This is a genomic window from Ralstonia sp. RRA, from assembly GCF_037023145.1.
In the GTDB taxonomy this organism is placed as follows: Bacteria; Pseudomonadota; Gammaproteobacteria; order Burkholderiales; family Burkholderiaceae; genus Ralstonia.
In genome coordinates this window covers 1,589,358-1,605,021 of the sequence record NZ_CP146092.1, presented here as the reverse complement: position 1 = coordinate 1,605,021, position 15,664 = coordinate 1,589,358, and the positions used below count along the sequence as shown (strand labels likewise).

At 62.9% G+C, this 15,664-nt stretch carries 15 protein-coding genes; 7 read left to right on the top strand and 8 right to left on the bottom strand.

Annotation, left to right across the window (positions count from 1 at the left end):
* Positions 1-58: 58 nt before the first annotated feature.
* Entirely contained in the window at positions 59-1,612 is a 1,554-nt protein-coding gene (locus tag V6657_RS25205; protein WP_048932155.1) for a bifunctional aminoglycoside phosphotransferase/ATP-binding protein, read from the bottom strand.
* Between the two features lie 122 nt (positions 1,613-1,734).
* On the opposite strand from V6657_RS25205, the gene V6657_RS25200 reads away from it, so the two are divergent.
* The 5 genes from V6657_RS25200 (at position 1,735) to phbB (ending at position 6,812) form a co-directional block, all read left to right on the top strand.
* The gene (locus V6657_RS25200; RefSeq protein ID WP_048932154.1) at positions 1,735-2,772 is read left to right on the top strand and encodes a zinc-dependent alcohol dehydrogenase family protein; all 1,038 of its coding nucleotides are present in this window, start codon (positions 1,735-1,737) and stop codon (positions 2,770-2,772) included.
* 107 nt (positions 2,773-2,879) lie between these two features.
* Positions 2,880-4,691 carry an adenosylcobalamin-dependent ribonucleoside-diphosphate reductase gene (locus V6657_RS25195; protein WP_137884555.1) on the top strand — a complete coding sequence of 604 codons (1,812 nt, stop codon included), beginning with the start codon at positions 2,880-2,882 and terminating at the stop codon, positions 4,689-4,691.
* A gap of 141 nt (positions 4,692-4,832) precedes the next feature.
* Positions 4,833-5,483, top strand: a complete 651-nt coding sequence (locus tag V6657_RS25190) for a nitroreductase family protein (protein WP_048932068.1) — start codon at positions 4,833-4,835, stop codon at positions 5,481-5,483.
* Between the two features lie 9 nt (positions 5,484-5,492).
* Complete coding sequence (locus V6657_RS25185) at positions 5,493-5,999, top strand: hypothetical protein (protein WP_048932067.1); 507 nt, start codon at positions 5,493-5,495, stop codon at positions 5,997-5,999.
* A gap of 66 nt (positions 6,000-6,065) precedes the next feature.
* A complete protein-coding gene (gene phbB / locus V6657_RS25180) occupies positions 6,066-6,812 on the top strand; it encodes an acetoacetyl-CoA reductase (RefSeq protein WP_048932066.1) in 747 nt (248 codons plus the stop codon).
* Between the two features lie 56 nt (positions 6,813-6,868).
* On the opposite strand, the gene V6657_RS25175 is transcribed toward phbB, so the two are convergent.
* From V6657_RS25175 to polX, 3 genes are all read right to left on the bottom strand, one after another.
* Positions 6,869-7,216 carry an HPF/RaiA family ribosome-associated protein gene (locus tag V6657_RS25175; protein WP_048932065.1) on the bottom strand — a complete coding sequence of 116 codons (348 nt, stop codon included), beginning with the start codon at positions 7,214-7,216 and terminating at the stop codon, positions 6,869-6,871.
* Between the two features lie 181 nt (positions 7,217-7,397).
* Positions 7,398-7,781 carry a hypothetical protein gene (locus V6657_RS25170; RefSeq protein ID WP_048932064.1) on the bottom strand — a complete coding sequence of 128 codons (384 nt, stop codon included), beginning with the start codon at positions 7,779-7,781 and terminating at the stop codon, positions 7,398-7,400.
* Positions 7,782-7,862: 81 nt separating this feature from the next.
* Positions 7,863-9,611, bottom strand: a complete 1,749-nt coding sequence (gene polX, locus V6657_RS25165) for a DNA polymerase/3'-5' exonuclease PolX (RefSeq protein ID WP_048932063.1) — start codon at positions 9,609-9,611, stop codon at positions 7,863-7,865.
* Positions 9,612-9,845: 234 nt separating this feature from the next.
* Between polX and V6657_RS25160 the strand changes: the two genes are divergently transcribed.
* Positions 9,846-10,439, top strand: a complete 594-nt coding sequence (locus V6657_RS25160) for a rhomboid family intramembrane serine protease (RefSeq protein ID WP_048932062.1) — start codon at positions 9,846-9,848, stop codon at positions 10,437-10,439.
* Between the two features lie 163 nt (positions 10,440-10,602).
* Positions 10,603-11,580: a 1-phosphofructokinase family hexose kinase gene (locus tag V6657_RS25155; protein WP_048932061.1), complete on the top strand. Its 978-nt coding sequence runs from the start codon at positions 10,603-10,605 to the stop codon at positions 11,578-11,580.
* Here the strand turns inward: V6657_RS25155 and V6657_RS25150 are convergent.
* From V6657_RS25150 to V6657_RS25135, 4 genes are all read right to left on the bottom strand, one after another.
* Positions 11,542-12,558: a CorA family divalent cation transporter gene (locus V6657_RS25150; RefSeq protein WP_048932060.1), complete on the bottom strand. Its 1,017-nt coding sequence runs from the start codon at positions 12,556-12,558 to the stop codon at positions 11,542-11,544. The two genes, V6657_RS25155 and V6657_RS25150, sit on opposite strands and share 39 nt — an antisense overlap.
* An 87-nt stretch (positions 12,559-12,645) precedes the next feature.
* Positions 12,646-14,499 carry an ATP-dependent zinc metalloprotease FtsH gene (ftsH, locus tag V6657_RS25145; protein ID WP_082170112.1) on the bottom strand — a complete coding sequence of 618 codons (1,854 nt, stop codon included), beginning with the start codon at positions 14,497-14,499 and terminating at the stop codon, positions 12,646-12,648.
* 108 nt (positions 14,500-14,607) lie between these two features.
* On the bottom strand, positions 14,608-14,838 hold the full coding sequence (locus tag V6657_RS25140) for a hypothetical protein (protein ID WP_048932151.1): 231 nt from the start codon (positions 14,836-14,838) through the stop codon (positions 14,608-14,610).
* A gap of 49 nt (positions 14,839-14,887) precedes the next feature.
* Entirely contained in the window at positions 14,888-15,388 is a 501-nt protein-coding gene (locus V6657_RS25135; protein ID WP_048932059.1) for a lecithin retinol acyltransferase family protein, read from the bottom strand.
* Positions 15,389-15,664 lie beyond the last annotated feature (276 nt).

The following is a 15,664-nucleotide window of genomic DNA, read 5'->3' as shown; positions in this document are numbered from 1 at the left end:
GGTTGTGCGAATCAGAGGGTGCGGCCAGAAACCTGTGGGCGATCGTACCGCCTGGAGCCTACGTGACTCGCACGCGCCCGAGCGAGGGAAGCAGCGGGCGCGTGGCGCATCGAATCACGTAGGTGCGCTCTTCCGCAGTCAACGGCTGCTGTGTGGCCATCTGGGCATCCAGTACGGAAAGATCGGCTTCAGAAGCGTCCCGGCCTGCGTGCATTCTGGCGCGGATACGCACCCGCAGGACCTCCGGTTCGGCAGCGCAATCCACGATGGCGAAGGGCGCACCAAGGCGCCTCGCCAACGTAAAGAACCGGCTGCGCTGGCCATGCGCCAGGAACGTGGCGTCGGCAATCATGGGAAAGCCGGCACGCACGCCGATCCTGCAGATGGCCGCTACACGTCGATACGTCTGGTCGATTGCGTGTGACGCGTAGCGATCAACTGCGTTGGCACAGATACCGCGGCGTCGTTCAGCATCGGAACGCACGCGGATCATGCACTCCGCTTCCATCAACTGCGCCGCCTGGGTCGATTTTCCGCTGCCTGACAGGCCATGCATGAGGATGATGCAACCGTCGCTCCGACTGAGCAGGTCGCGCGCCAGGTCAAGCAGTCGGTGCGCTTCGTCTCGGTGTGGCGCCGCCAATTCAGGGTCGTTCTCTAGTTGGTGGGCCCGTTCGAGCAGCACGCGGGCGCGCACCAGTGCCCGCATGGCCGCGTAGAAGGGCAGGACTGCGAGCCCGCCATAGTCTCCGCAACGTTCGAGGTAGCGGTTGATCAGGCGGTAAGCCAGGCCGGCAAGCCCCGACGCTACAAGATCCATGAACAGGAACGCGACGTCGTACATGGTGTCAATCCAGCGCAGCGGCGCAGAGAACTCCAGGCGGTCGAATGGCGTGGGTCTTCCCTCGACCATGACGATGTTGCCCAGATGGAGGTCGCCATGACATTCTCGAATGTGTCCGGTGCGCCGGCGTGACGCAAAGGCTTTGTCGAGCCGGTCTGCATGCTGGCGCAGCAACGATAGGGTTGCCGATGTTCGTTGCGCGTCCGTGCTCAACGCAGCGACTCCGGCCGCGCAGTCCTCAAGCGTGCGCCGGATGCGTGCCGGGGTTCCGTAATCGGAGCTCGGAGGCGCAACTGGCGCTGCGCCATGAAAGTCTGCGATCAGGTCGGCCAGTGGGTCGATGGTTTCGGGGCCGAGCTGCTGGTTGCGTGCCATCTCGCTCAGCACATCGCGCTGGTGGAAGCGTCGCATGCACACTGCGTAGTCGAAAGGCTCGCCGTGTCCGTTCACATGCACGGCACCACTGACCGCATCGCGCGAGATCGGCACCACACCAAGGTACAGGTCTGGCGCGAGTTGGCGGTTGAGCCGCCATTCCTCGTCGCAGTCGGCACGGCGGGCGGCGAGAGACCCGAAATTGACGAAATCGAGCGTGACCGGCTTGCGCACCTTGTACGCAAACGCCCCCGCCAGGAATACCCACGACAGATGCGTTTCGATCATCCGAAGATGGGTTGCCGGATGCGGATACGCGCGCGCATCGAGCATGCACGCGGGGAGTGCTTCGGCAATCTGGGTGGCTGAGGTCGGGCTCGGGCGTTCGGCCATGCGCATGTGTCGCCTCCTGCAGACCAATATCGATCAGCCCTGGTTTTGTGTACCTGATGCAGATCAATGGTCGGGCGAGGCTGTTGCCTAGCATGGAATCTCTACTCCAAGGGATGATCTCCATGAAAGCACTGGTCTATGACGGCCCCGGCAAGATCTCACTGGCAGACAAGCCGAAGCCCGAGTTGCAAGCGCCCAGTGACGCCGTGGTCCGTGTGACGCTGACGACAATCTGCGGGACCGATCTGCACATCATCAAGGGCGATGTGCCCACCTGCGAACCCGGGCGTACGCTGGGGCATGAAGGTGTTGGCGTGGTCGAGTCTGTCGGCGCCGCCGTGACGTCGCTCAAGCCAGGCGATCACGTGCTGATCTCGTGCATTTCTTCGTGCGGCAAATGTGCGAACTGCCGACGCGGCATGTATTCGCATTGCGAGACGGGAGGTTGGATCCTGGGGAACCGCATCGATGGCGTGCAGGCTGAGTACGTCCGGATACCGCACGCAGAAACCAGTCTCTATAAGCTGCCGCCGGGTATCGACGAAGAGGCGCTGGTCATGCTGTCTGACATCTTCCCGACCGGCTTCGAATGCGGCGTCCTGAACGGTCGCGTGCAGCCGGGCAGCACTGTGGCGATTGTCGGCGCCGGGCCCATCGGGTTGGCCTCGCTGCTGACCGCCCAGTTCTACTCGCCTGCCCAACTCATCCTGATCGACACCAACGCAGCGCGCCTGGAGGTGGCGAGTCGGCTGGGCGCGAGTGCGTGCATCAACGTCACCAGTGAAGATGCGGTTGCCGCGGTCAAGAAGCTGACGGATGGCGTGGGCGTGGATTGCGCGATCGAGGCGGTGGGCGTGCCTGCCACGTTCGAGCTGTGCCAGGATCTTGTTGCACCGGGCGGCGTGATTGCCAATATTGGCGTGCACGGCGTGAAGGCGGATCTCCATCTGGAGACACTGTGGAGCCAGAACGTCGCCATCACCACGCGACTGGTCGATACGGTGAGCACGCCGATGCTGCTGAAGACAGTGCGCGCAGGCAAGCTCCAACCGGGGCAACTCATCACGCACCGGTTCAAGCTGGACGACATCCTCTCCGCCTACGACACCTTCCGCAACGCGGGGGAGTCACATGCACTCAAGGTCATCATCGCCGCGTAGGGCACCCGGGTGGACAGCGGCTACGGAGGGTCGTGCACGTCCCACCCGGCGGGAGCACCACGCACAGGCTGACGCCGCTGGTGTCCTTGCCCAGGGAGGCCATTGTCATGGGGGCCGAGATGCGGATTGCGTCAGAGGTGTTGCCTCCCGTCTGTGCTGCTGTGCTGGCAGACCGCTATCTCGCGCCTGGCGAGTCGACGCGCGAACAGGTCTTCAGAAGGGTCGCCCATGCATTGGCCGCTGCAGAAGCGCCCGAGCGACGCGCACACTTTGCGCGGCTGTTCTACGCCAACATGTTGCATGGCGCCATCGGGGCGGGGCGCATCATGGCGAATGCCGGTGTGGCCAGGCAGGCCACGATGGTCAATTGCTTCGTGCAACCGATCGTCGGCCCCGGTGTGCAGATTGCGGGCGCCGGCGATGTAGACCGGGCATTGGCACAGGTGCAGGTCACGCTGCGCATGGGTGGCGGCGTAGGCTACGACTTCTCGCCCGTCGCGCCACGCGCTGCGCTGCAGGCGAAGGTTGGCACCGGCAGCGTGTGCGACGTCATCGAGCGCTTCGACCACGCTTGCAAGTCGCTCGCATTGTCCGACACGCGCGGTGGTGCGCAGATGGCCGTGCTGCGCTGTGATCATCCCGATCTTGCCTTGTTTGTCTGCGCCAAACGTGGGCGCAAGCGCTGGACGACCTTCAACGTATCGGTTGCCGTGACAGACGCCTTCATGCAGGCGGTTGCCGACGATGCGTTGTGGCGCCTGCAACATTGCGCCGAGCCCGATGCGACAACGCGCGCGGCCGGTGCCCACCAGTTGCGCAGCGGCAACTGGTGCTACGCAACACTGCCCGCACGGCAACTGTGGCGCATGGTTGTCGAGGCCGCGCATCACAGTGCGGAGCCTGGGCTTCTGTTCATCGACACCATTCACGCGGCAGACGACCTCGCCGAAGTTGAAACCATTGCCGCGACCAATCCTTGTGGTGAACAGCCCTTGCCGCCTTGGGGCAGTTGCGTGCTGGGCCCGATCGATTTGTCCCGTTGGGTCGAGTGCCCGTTTGGAGTGAGCGGGCAACCGATGTTCGACTTTGTCGGGCTGAGCCGGTCGGTGCAGGTACAGGTGAGGATGCTCGACAACGCGATCGACATCACGCGCTGGCCGTTGCCCGAGCACATGCATGAGGCGCGCGCCAAGCGCAGGATCGGCGTGGGCGTGACCGGTCTGGCCGACGCGCTGACGATGATGCGCCTACCCTACGATGCCCCCGAAGCGCGCAACCTTGCAACCCAGATTGGACGGTGCTTGCGCGATGGCGCTTACGCGGCGTCTGCCGCACTGGCACAGGAACGTGGGGCCTACCCGCTGTTCCGGGCCGAGCGCAGCCTCGCACCTGGGCATTTCGCGACTCACCTGCCTGGCGCCGTGCGCAATGCCATCGCCCGCCACGGATTGCGCAACAGTCATCTGCTGTCGCTGGCGCCCACTGGCAGCGTGAGCCTGGCTTTTGGCGGCAACTGTTCCAGCGGCATCGAACCGGCCTTTGACTGGACGTATGAGCGGCGCGTGCGCGTTCAACATGGCCCGCCGCAGCACTTGCGTATCGAGAACCACGCCTATCGATGCTTCCGGGCCTTGCACGGAGACCACGCTGCGTTACCCGACTACTTCGTCACCGCAAGACAGGTAGCCGGTATGGATCATCTACGCATGGTCGCTGCGCTGCAGCCATTCATTGACGCTTCGATCTCCAAGACGGTTCTTGTCGCGGGCGGGGTGTCGCACGCCGAGGTGGGGGCGTTGCTCTTTCAGGCGTGGCAGTTTCGTCTCAAGGGCATCACGATCTTCCGGCCGGATCCTGCATTGGACGAAGTGCTGTCCGTGATGCAAGAGGCCGACGGCCGGCCCGCATGCTTCTGTTGAGCGCATCGCGCTTTTTTCCACGGGTTGTTCGGTCACCGGCGTTTCGGTTGATGCCCATCAACATCCAACGGCGCTGGCTGGCTACGCTCGAATCAATCGGGCGATGCCTCCCGATCTTTCCGTGTTCTTGAGGTCAATGCCATGAGCGAAGCGATGCTTCTTTCCTATGCACCGGTGCATGGTGCGCTGCCCAAGCCGACCGCGCATACCGCACCTGCCGCCATTGCGCTGCCGCCGCCGCATCTGGGTGGCGGCACGGTGTTGATGACCGCGTTGGCCAAGCGCAAGAGCGTGCGCGCGTTTGCACAGACCCCGCTCTCGCTCCAGCAGCTTAGTGAGCTGCTATGGGCGGCGGATGGCATCAACCGACCCGAGACAGGCGGACACACCGCGCCGTCGGCGCACGGCCTGAACGAGGTCGACATCTACGTTGCGCTGCCCGAGGGCGTCTATCGCTATGAACCGGAGCCGCACCGCCTGCGGCTCAAGCACGCCGTGGACGCACGCAACCTGACGGGCTATCAGGACTTTGTCGGCACGGCGCCCCTGGATCTGGTGTACGTGGTCAATCACGCACGCGCGGACCAGATGCCGCAATCGCAGCGCGAGACGTTCTCAGGCGTTGCAGCGGGTGCGATCTCGCAGAACGTATCGCTGTACTGCGCTTCGGCCGGGCTGGCGTGCGTGGTACGTGGGTGGCTCAACCACAGGCTGTTGGCCGAGGCCCTGTCACTCAATGAGGATGAGATGCCGGTGCTGGCGCAGACGGTAGGGCACCCGATTTCTGTATAGGGCGATCAAGTGAACTGGGCCATCCTTCTTCTCCCACAGTACTGCCTGGCAACGCTTCTGCTGGCGAGCCAGGCTGTCATCGCGGCGGAACCCGACATCGGTGCGACGCTGGAGATTCGATTCCAGAACGAGATCGCCTATGTCTCGGGCGGTGTGGGGCGCGACGAGCGAGACGCCATGCACGCGATGGCCAGCCGGTTCAACGTCCGGTTGAATGTGGTGTCGGCAAAGACAGGGGAGGCGTTGTCCGACATCGATGTCTCCGTGGTGGACGAGCACGGAAAGCTACGGCTTCACCTGCGCACATCTGGCCCGCTGCTGTACATGAAGCTTCCGCGCGGGCGCTACCAGTTGACGGCAACGTATGGGCAGGCAATGCGCACGTTCCCCCTGCGCGTGAATGCGCAACCGGTTGACATGGTCGTTTCGCTTCCTGTGCAGTCTGAGCAGGAGGAGTGGCTCCTGTGCAAGAAGGGATGTGCTCAACGCGGCGTCCGCGCACCTTCCGGGCGATAGCCGTTGGCCCCAGGGCTCAGCCCGCGGGGGCCCTGCAAACAATGCATACACACAGACGAGGCTGGCATGGCAACAGACCGTATCGCGCTGATCACCGGTGGCATGGGCGGCTTGGGTGAAGCCATCGCCGTCCGCCTGCACGCGCAGGGGCATCGGGTGGCGGTCACGCATTCGCTGGGGAATCCGCATGTGGGCGCGTGGCTCGCGGAGCAGCAGACCCATGGCCGCGATTTCCAGGCATTCGCAGTGGACGTGGCCGACTACGAGGCCTGCCAACGATGCGCGGCGGAGGTGGTGGCGAAGGTCGGCCCGGTCGATATCCTGGTGAATAACGCCGGCATTACGCAGGATGTGACCTTCAAGCGCATGACGCTCGAGGCTTGGCGGCATGTCCTGGCAACCGACCTGGATTCGGTCTTCAACATGACCAAGCCGCTGTATGACGGCATGATTGCGCGCGGCTGGGGCCGCATCATCAATATCTCGTCGGTCAATGGATCAAAAGGGGCGTTCGGTCAGACGAACTATTCCGCAGCCAAGGCCGGGATACACGGCTTTACCAAGGCGCTGGCGCTGGAGTGTGCGGCAAAGGGCGTGACCGTCAACACGGTATCGCCAGGCTACCTTGCCACGCGCATGACGCGGGATATTCCGGAGGACGTCATGCAGCAGCGCATTCTTCCCCAGATTCCGTTGGGTCGTCTTGGGCGGCCGGAAGAGGTGGCCGCCCTGGTGGCATTTCTCTGTACCGAAGACGCCGCCTACTTGACCGGGGCCAACCTCGCGGTCAACGGCGGCCTGCATATGCAGTAACGCTGCAGGGCGCCGGAGAGGCCGCAGAGGCTTGGCCGACAGCGTTTCAGCACGTACTACGCTTCCTCTGTCCGGCAGGTGGGCTGACCTGCGTGCGGCTGGCGCTTCTGCGCGGCGTCTACCAGCATGCGTTCTACGTGCGCGAAGGCCTCGTTGAGCGCAAGGTAAGCGTCCTCGTTCGAGGTCTTGCTGGAAATATGCGTCTGATGCGGCGTGGTGATCACGACATGGACATCGACGGGCTTGCCCTGGTGTTGATGCTTCGCACCCAGGGTTAGGCTGACACGGCAGCGGGTGATGTCGTTGCGAATGCGGGTGAGGCGATTGGCCTGGTTGACCACGGCCTCTTCTACCGCTTTGGAGTGAAGCAGGCCTTGAAACGAGATATCGATCGGCAGGGACACAGTTGGACTCCGTAAAGCAATGCAAGGATGCGGAACACACTGGTGTGCCCAACGCGTTGTGTGAAGCAAATCGAATCCGGCCACCAGCCAGACCATTCTCGATGGCCGGAGCCCTGGACCGTTGATCGCGATCAACTCGGCAATGCTTTACGCCGATCCGTTGCTGCGGGAGCACGGGGCATCAGTCGAGATCGAGCTGAGGGTAATCGGACAGCACACTGGCTCGCGATCGGCAGGCGCGTAACGGGTCGTTGGGGCCGATCCACGAGGCACGCACGTTCACGCAGGCCTCCCGGAACCGCGCGGTGGTGACCCCAATCCGGTTGGCGGCCGTTGCCCAGTGCGAAAAAACGCTCTCATGGACCTGCAGATAGGTTTGGCGAACCTCGGGGTGCCGCGGAAACATGCCGTCAGTCGACGGAAACTCCGGGCACCTGAGATACAGGTTGAACCAGAAGAGCACCGCATAGGCGCGAAGGATCTCGTCTGTTGATTCCCGGCAAGTCGGATCGAAGGCAACACGCGGGCACGGGCAAGACGTCGTGCAGAAACGTGTCTGATGCATGGCGGTAGTCCTCCGGGCTATCCAGCTTTGATCGTGAGCAAAGCTTGCCCCATTGGATAAATGCGCTCGGGGCCGGTGTGCCTACATGGTCCGTTTCAGCAGCGGGAGCAGCGATTCAAGCGGGCGGGTGTTGAGCACGTCGGCCTGCTCGAGCCATCCCCGACGCGCCTGTGTGACGCCAAGCGACAGGTTCGCGAAGTCGGCTGGGCTGTGGGCATCCGAGGCGATGCTCACCAGTACGCCTTCGGTTTTCGCCAGACGGCATCCGTAGTCGGATAGGTCGAGACGTGCGGGTTGGGCGTTGGCCTCAACGTAGCAGCCGCGCGCGGCAATCGCTTTCAACACCCGTTTCAGGTCCACATTGCAGGCATTGCGCTCGCCGATCAGGCGGCCCAGTGGATGCGCCAGGATGCTGAAATGCGGGTGATCGATTGCATGGAGGATGCGGGAAGTCTGCTTCTCCATCGGTAGGTTGAAGTGGCTATGGACGGCGCCGACGACGAGATCCAGGCGCCCCAGCACCGCGTCAGGCAGGTCCAACGCGCCATCTTCGAGAATGTCGACCTCAACGCCCTTGAGCAACACCGGCCACCCTTTGTGTTCGGCGTTGAAACGATCGATGGCGTCCGCCTGCGCGGCCAGGCGTTCTGCTGTCAATCCATGGGTGACGGCAATGCGCGGCGAGTGATCGGTAATTGCCAGGTATTGAAGGCCTCGTTGGCGTGCCTGTTCTGCCATGGCTTCCAGGCTGGCGGTTCCATCGCTGGCAGTTGTATGGACATGAAGATCGCCCTTGATGTCGTGTTCTTCCAAGAGGGACGGTAGCCGGCCTTTGCGTGCGGCCTCGATTTCGCCTTGGTCCTCGCGGAGTTCGGGGCAGATCCACGGTAGGCCGATCGCACGGTAGACCGACGCTTCGGTTTGCCCGGCGATACGTTCGCTGTCTCGAAACACACCGTATTCGTTGATCTTCAGACCTTGTGCCTGCGCGATCTTGCGCAGCGCGATGTTGTGGGGCTTCGAGCCTGTGAAATACACCAGTGCAGCCCCGAAGGCGTCGGGTTTCACCACCCGCAGATCGATCTGCATGCCGTTCTTGAGTACGACACTGGCGCGGGTTGTTCCGGCTGAAATCCGGCTGGCGACCTCTTGGTATTGGACAAAGTACTCGATGACTCGGGTGGGGTGTCGGGCCGTGGCAAGCAAGTCCAGATCGCCGTCGGTATCGAGCCCCCGGCGGTAGCTGCCCGCGATGACAAGCTGCTCCACCGTGCCGCTTGCCTGCAGGTAGCGCATCAGGGCTTCGGCGCATGGTTTGGCGACGACAAGCCCGTAGCGTCGATGGCGCTCCAGGCGCGCATTGGTGGCCTCCAGCAAGCGCAGCTCGCTCTGCGCGCCAAAGCCGGGCAGTTCTCGAATCTGATGCGTGGCCGCCGCCCTGGCCAGTTCATCCAATGTGGTAATCCCCAGTTCGTGCTGCAGCATGCGGGCCCGCTTCGGGCCGAGCCCCGGCAACTGAAGGAGCTGCACCATGGACTGCGGGACCTCTCCACGTACCCGGACGAGCATGGCGCAGGTGCCTGTTTCAACAATCTCCCGCATCTTTGCCGCAAGGTCGGTACCGATACCGGGCAGTTCGGTCAGATCTGCCCCGTGCGCCAGCATCACGTCAACGCCTTCCGTCATGCCCTCAACGACGCGCGCGGCATTGCGGTAGGCGCGCACACGAAAGGGGTTGGCCTCCTCAACCTCAAGGAGATCGGCGATTTCGTTGAAGACCGCCGCGATGGCTTGGTTGCCCACGTTTGGCGATGAAGCAACTTGCGGCATGTGATGTCCTCGGTTGTTTGCACGATACCGCCCCCGTGTCGTACGGGGCCATCAAGCCAAACGCAGACACGACGGTGACGATCCCATCGTTTCATTTACGTGCGAATCGATGTTGCGGTACGTCAAATCACGTTTCTTTTTTGCAGGCTATGAGCGGCCGTGAAGCCGAGTTGCGCGAGATCAATTCCACAAATGCACGCACCCGTATCTTGGGAAGAGATCTGAGGGATTCCCATGGTCCAGTTGCTCATCCTCGCCAACGTGGTCGTATTCGTCGCGGAACTCTTTGCAGGAGATGCGCTGATACGTGCGTTCGCGCTGTGGCCCCCGGCTGCATCGGCCGGCGGGAGCCATGGCGTGTTCATGCCATGGCAGCCACTGACCTACGCATTCCTGCATGCAAACGGTGCACATCTGGCGTTGAACATGCTTGGCCTCTACATGTTCGGGCGTGACGTTGAACACACGCTCGGCACGATGCGCACCTGGCTGCTTTATGTGTCCAGCATATTGAGCGCCGCCTTCGCGCAGATCGTTTGTACGATCCTGGGCATCCTGCCGGCGGGCCCGGTGATTGGCGCTTCAGGAGGCGTGTTCGGGCTGCTTCTTGCCTATGCCGTCCTGTTCCCGAATCGGACGATCGTGCCGTTGATTCCCCCCATCCCGATGCCGGCCTGGGTGTTCGCGACACTCTATGCAGTCGTCGAACTGACGCTCGGCGTGAGCGAGATGCAAAGCAACGTCGCGCACTTCGCTCACCTGGGCGGCATGGCTGGCAGTGGGTTGTTGCTCTGGCGTTGGCTGCATGGTGCGAAGCAGGAATCGTAGGCACCTGGGATGAACAATGCCATCTGCGTCCTGTGCGCTGGCATGATGGGTGAAGGTGATCTCGTGGCGCATCAAACGTTGATCGCCTACTGCGTGCCGGGAAGAACCGGTTGTGGATGTGGCGCAGTGTCGTGCTGCCAACCGTCGCCTCAGGAGGCTTGCCATGGCGGAAATCGTCACGCTCACCGTCAACCCAGCGATCGATATCGCCACGTCGGTCGAACGCATGACGGATACGCACAAGATGCGCTGCGCCCCGGCGCGCTGCGACCCGGGCGGAGGGGGCATCAACGTTGCCCGTGTCGTACATCGTTTGGGTGGTGATTGCCTTGCCGTCTATCTTGCCGGTGGACCCATGGCAGCACGATTGGAGCGGCTGTTGACTGCCGAAGGCCTACCGTTCGAGCCGCTCCAGATCGAAGGCGAGACCCGAGAGAACTTCTCGGTAACGGAAACCTCCACCCACCGCGAGTTCCGATTCGTGATGCCCGGCCCAGTCGTCTCAGAGGTGGAATGGCAGCACTGCCTGGACCGCCTCGATGCGCTGCAACCGGCGCCGCGCTACCTCGTGCTGAGCGGAAGCCTGCCGCTCGGGGTGCCTGAGGATTTTTACGCGCGCGTCATCCAAATGGCCAAGGCGCGCGGCAGCCGCGTCGTGCTGGATGCATCGGAGCCGGCGCTGCATCTTGCGCTGCCGAGCGCCCCCTACCTGATCAAGCCGAGTCTCAACGAGCTCCGGCAACTGACTGGGCTGGCCCTGGAGACGGAAGCCGATTGTTTGGCGGCGGCCCGGGGGATTGTCCGGGCAGGGCATGCCGATGTCGTTGCACTCACGTTGGGTGCGAGCGGAGCCATGCTGGTGACCCAGGACGACGTGGCGCATGCATGCCCCGTCGCAACGTCAGTTCACAGCACCATTGGCGCGGGCGATAGCTTCGTGGGCGCAATGGTGTGGGCGCTGAATCGAGGGGCTGACGTGCGCCAGGCGTTTCGGTACGGCGTGGCCGCCGCTGGCGCCGCCCTGAGGCATGCCGGCACCGAACTGGGTAGCGCCGCCGAGATCGAGCAGTGCTACCAGGGCGTTTTGCTGTCGAGCGCTGCTTCAGTTGTGTCTTCGCCGAAAGATGAGCCATGCACTTAGGCTCGTCAGCGTGAGTGATAGTAGGGCGACAATCCAGAAACCGTTCTGTGCGCCTCGGAACGGAATACCGCCGATGTTCATCCCCAGCAGCCCCGAGACCAGATTGATCGGCAAGGCGACCACAGTCACCGCCGTCAGCACCCACACGCTCTGGTTGGTGTGCTCGGCGACCTTGTCGGCGATCTCGCCTTCGATCAATTGAATCCGCTCTTGAAGGCCTGCCATGTCCCGCAGCGCCAGGGAGTACTCCTCGGCCGATTGCCTCAGGGATTGCGCATCTTCCTCGCGCATCCAGCGTGGAGGGCGATTGACCAGCCGGAACAGCGCTGCCGGTTCCGGCGCCAGCAGGCGCCGTAGGCTCACGAGATCGCGACGAATGCCGCCCAGGCTCGAGTGCGTTGGCAGATTCCCCACGCGCAGGGCTGCTTCCACTTCATTCGCCGTTTGGGTCGCACTTCGCACAATGCCCAGCAAGACATCCGCCTGCTCTTGCAACAGTCGGATCAGGAGTGCCGCCGGGCTGAGAAAACTACCGCCAGCCTCCACTTCGTGGCTCAACTGGTCAACTGAACGCGGTGGAAGGCTGCTGACGCTCAGCAGACACCGAACGCCGACACTCAGCCACAACGTCGCGACGCTGGGCGGGCCTTTGTGGTCCACGTCGTAATCGACGTCGTTCACAACCGCAATGAGATTCTGATGAACGTGTTCGATGCGGGTCGAGCGTAGACCTTCCCGCAGGGCATCGCCGAACCCCAGAGGCAGCGCCACAAGTTTGGTTGGCCAACCGCTCAGTACGGTCGGCACATCACGGAAGTGCAGCCAAAGAAATCCAGGGGTGTCACCTTGAGGGCGGCTGAGCCACGCGATGGCCTCGTCTGCGTTGATCCTGTGGCCCGTTCCACTTTCCGTGAACACGTAGCCACGGTCCAGCGGCAGGGAGCGTACCTCCTCTTTTGCCAGTGTTTCGGTGCTCATTCCGGCCTCCTTGCATCTGTCCGGCTGAATGGTCCCGCATCCGATCTTGACATCGTTCACGCAGTGTCTTGACTTGGATCTGTTCAGTCATGGGTTGGCCAGGATCATGTCCAGATCCTGCCGATCGACCACCTCCTTCTCGAGCAGCCGCCGGGCCAGCGTTTCGAGCTTGGTGTGCTGCCCCTTCAATGTGGCTGTCACGCGGTTGCTTGCCTCGGCCAGCACGTTGCGCACCTCGGTGTCGATCAACTGCGCGGTGTTCTCGCTGTAGTCCTTGTGTTCGCGCCGTGCCCATCCCGTGCCCGCAAAGAGGGGGTTCGGGGCGTCTTCGTAGGTCGCCAGGCCAAGCTGTTGGCTCATGCCAAATTGGGTGACCATCTGGCGGGCCATGTCGGTGGCGCGCTGCAGATCGTTCTGTGCGCCGGTGGAGACATCGCCATAGACGATCTGCTCGGCCACATAGCCACCCAGCAACACGTCAAGCCGGTCGAGCAGCTCGCTGCGCTTGAGCAGATAACGGTCTTCCGTGGGCGTTTGCTGCGTGTAGCCCAGCGCAGCAATGCCTCTGGGGATGATGGACACCTTCGACACGCGGTCCGCCAGGGGGCGATGCTCGGCAATGATGGCGTGCCCCGCCTCGTGGTAGGCGATGGTTTCTTTTTCCTTGGCGTTCATCACGCGGTTCTTCTTTTCGAGCCCGCCGACGATGCGGTCCAGCGCTTCGTCAAAGTCTGCTGTCTCGACCGCCGACTTGCCTTTGCGGGCCGCCAGCAGCGCCGCTTCGTTGACGAGGTTGGCCAGATCCGCCCCCGCGAAGCCGGGCGTGCGGGCGGCGATCTTGTTCAAGTCCACATCGCTGCCGAGCGTGACGTTCTTGACGTGAACCCGAAGGATCTGCTCGCGCCCCTTGAGGTCTGGCCGGTCCAGTGCGATGTGACGGTCAAAGCGGCCGGGGCGCAGCAGCGCCGGGTCAAGAATCTCGGGGCGGTTGGTCGCCGCCATGATGATGACGCCCTTGTTGCTGTCAAAGCCGTCCATCTCCACCAGGAGCTGGTTCAGGGTCTGCTCGCGTTCTTCGTTGCCGCCGACCATGCTCAGCGCCCGGGTTCTGCCCAGGGCATCGAGTTCGTCAATGAAGATGATGCAAGGCGCCATGGTCTCGGCCTGGCTGAACAGGTCACGCACCCGCGCGGCACCCACGCCCACAAACATCTCGACAAAATCGGAACCGCTCATGCTGAAGAAGGGGACGGCCGCTTCACCGGCCACGGCCTTGGCAAGCAGCGTTTTGCCGGTGCCGGGCGCCCCCACCAGCAAGACCCCTTTGGGAATCCGGCCACCCAGGCGCTGGTACCGCAGGGGATCCTTCAGAAAGCTCACGATCTCAGACAGCTCTTCCTTGGCTTCGTCAATGCCGGCAACATCGGCAAAGGTCACGCCGGTTTCTTTCTGCATGTAGACCTTGGCTTTGCTTTTTCCGATCTCCATCAGCCCGCCGGCAGCGCCGCCAATGCGCTTGATGAGGAAACTCCACAGGGCCAAGATGATCAGCGCAGGCACCACCCACGACAGGAGCGACCCCAGCCACTTGTTGTCAGGGCGACCAACAAAGCGCACCTTGGCGGCCTCCAGTTCCTGAACGAGCGTCGGATCGGTCACACGTAGCGTCAGGAAGGCATGATCACCTTTACCTGCGCGGTGGATGTCTTCGACCTGCGGCTTTGATAGGAGCGCGTCAACGCCTTCCGTGATGAACGTGCCGGTGATGTCCTGTTCGCCAACGGAAACATCCTTGATCTTGCCCGCCTTCAACAGCACTTTGAAATCGCTGTAAGGCAGTGTCTCAACCTGATCGGAGAGGAACAAGGTCTGGATGGCGAGTATGGTCAACATCGCCACGACGCCATACCAGATCGAGAACTTTTGCTGCCGAGGTTCCATGCCGTCCATCCGTTTGTCGGCCTCGCCCAAGCGCGCTGCCGTTGCGTGGCCTACGTACTGACCCTGCTTGGAGCTTCGCGCCTTCAATCAAAGCGTGTTTGATGCGGATCAACGGACCCGCACGCGCGACGGTGGGGTCGGTGGGAACAGCCGCCAGCAGCCGGTCTGGTGGCGAAAGAAGATGATCGCCAGCGGCCGCGTTGCCGTGGCCAACTCAGCCCGCACGCAACCGCGTTCGAGGCCTGGGCAGTGCACGCGCGTGATGCGCAGATGCGGCGTGTCGCTGGGGCCAAACCACTTGGCGAGCAAATCGCGAAGGGACGTGTGGTCGTTGGGCATCTTGTCCTCCTGCTCCTGCGGTTTGCATGCATGCGCGCCGTTTGGTGCTTCAAGCAATCTGCGCTTGCGGCAGTGCTGCGTGCCACTCGACTGCAAGCGCCAGCAGCATCAGCCAAAAAAGCGTCCGTACGGCCAGCAGCGGGCTTTTCATGCAGGCTTCGACCTGCGCGCTGCGGCGCTCGCCAAACAGGCACCACGAGCAGAAGTGCTCGCAGTTGTTGGTCAGCAACCGGTAGTCGTTCTCACCCAGGCGTGAACCGGCACGGCGGGCGACTTCTTCGCCGTCGTACCTTGGGCAGTTGTCGATTTGGATGGACACCGCAAAGCCGTGGGCAAATCCGGCAATGGAGGTTCTTTCCACCGGCCCGCGGCGCTGGCGGCGCGAGAAGCCCGCGTAGTGAATCACCTCACCATCACCCACATAGATGCCGTGATGCGCATACCCCTTGCGCTCGGTGACGAGGTGGGCGCCGACGGGCAGGGCCAGATGCGGCTCGGCAACACTTTCCTGTGCATGCCATGCGGCGAGGGCTGCGGTATTCCGGCGCATGGCGTGCTCCTGTTGGGTTGGGTGTTTGTATGTCCCCAGTATTGGCGGCGCGGGCAAGGGTGTCATGCAGGCTCGGCTGAACATGCTGTCGGGCCGGCGGGCTTCCATGTCAGGGAAATCTGACGCACGTTGTGGAAACCGCCGAGGGCATCGAGACGCTCGGGGAGGGGGCCTATCGAACCTCCTGGGGCGGATGGCGCACGCGTTCGGGATGGCGATGTCTCGCGACGTTGATCTGCCGCAAAACGTGTCCGACCTGTCGTGCCACGATAAATA

Coding starts and splice junctions, on each gene's coding strand:
- V6657_RS25200 (WP_048932154.1), top strand. CDS start 1,735: ATGAAAGCACTGGTCTATGACGGCCCCGGCAAGATCTCACTGGCAGAC.
- V6657_RS25140 (WP_048932151.1), bottom strand. CDS start 14,838: ATGCCCAACGACCACACGTCCCTTCGCGATTTGCTCGCCAAGTGGTTT.
- V6657_RS25195 (WP_137884555.1), top strand. CDS start 2,880: ATGGGGGCCGAGATGCGGATTGCGTCAGAGGTGTTGCCTCCCGTCTGT.
- polX (WP_048932063.1), bottom strand. CDS start 9,611: ATGCCGCAAGTTGCTTCATCGCCAAACGTGGGCAACCAAGCCATCGCG.
- phbB (WP_048932066.1), top strand. CDS start 6,066: ATGGCAACAGACCGTATCGCGCTGATCACCGGTGGCATGGGCGGCTTG.
- V6657_RS25135 (WP_048932059.1), bottom strand. CDS start 15,388: ATGCGCCGGAATACCGCAGCCCTCGCCGCATGGCATGCACAGGAAAGT.
- V6657_RS25190 (WP_048932068.1), top strand. CDS start 4,833: ATGAGCGAAGCGATGCTTCTTTCCTATGCACCGGTGCATGGTGCGCTG.
- ftsH (WP_082170112.1), bottom strand. CDS start 14,499: ATGGAACCTCGGCAGCAAAAGTTCTCGATCTGGTATGGCGTCGTGGCG.
- V6657_RS25150 (WP_048932060.1), bottom strand. CDS start 12,558: ATGAGCACCGAAACACTGGCAAAAGAGGAGGTACGCTCCCTGCCGCTG.
- V6657_RS25205 (WP_048932155.1), bottom strand. CDS start 1,612: ATGGCCGAACGCCCGAGCCCGACCTCAGCCACCCAGATTGCCGAAGCA.
- V6657_RS25155 (WP_048932061.1), top strand. CDS start 10,603: ATGGCGGAAATCGTCACGCTCACCGTCAACCCAGCGATCGATATCGCC.
- V6657_RS25160 (WP_048932062.1), top strand. CDS start 9,846: ATGGTCCAGTTGCTCATCCTCGCCAACGTGGTCGTATTCGTCGCGGAA.
- V6657_RS25170 (WP_048932064.1), bottom strand. CDS start 7,781: ATGCATCAGACACGTTTCTGCACGACGTCTTGCCCGTGCCCGCGTGTT.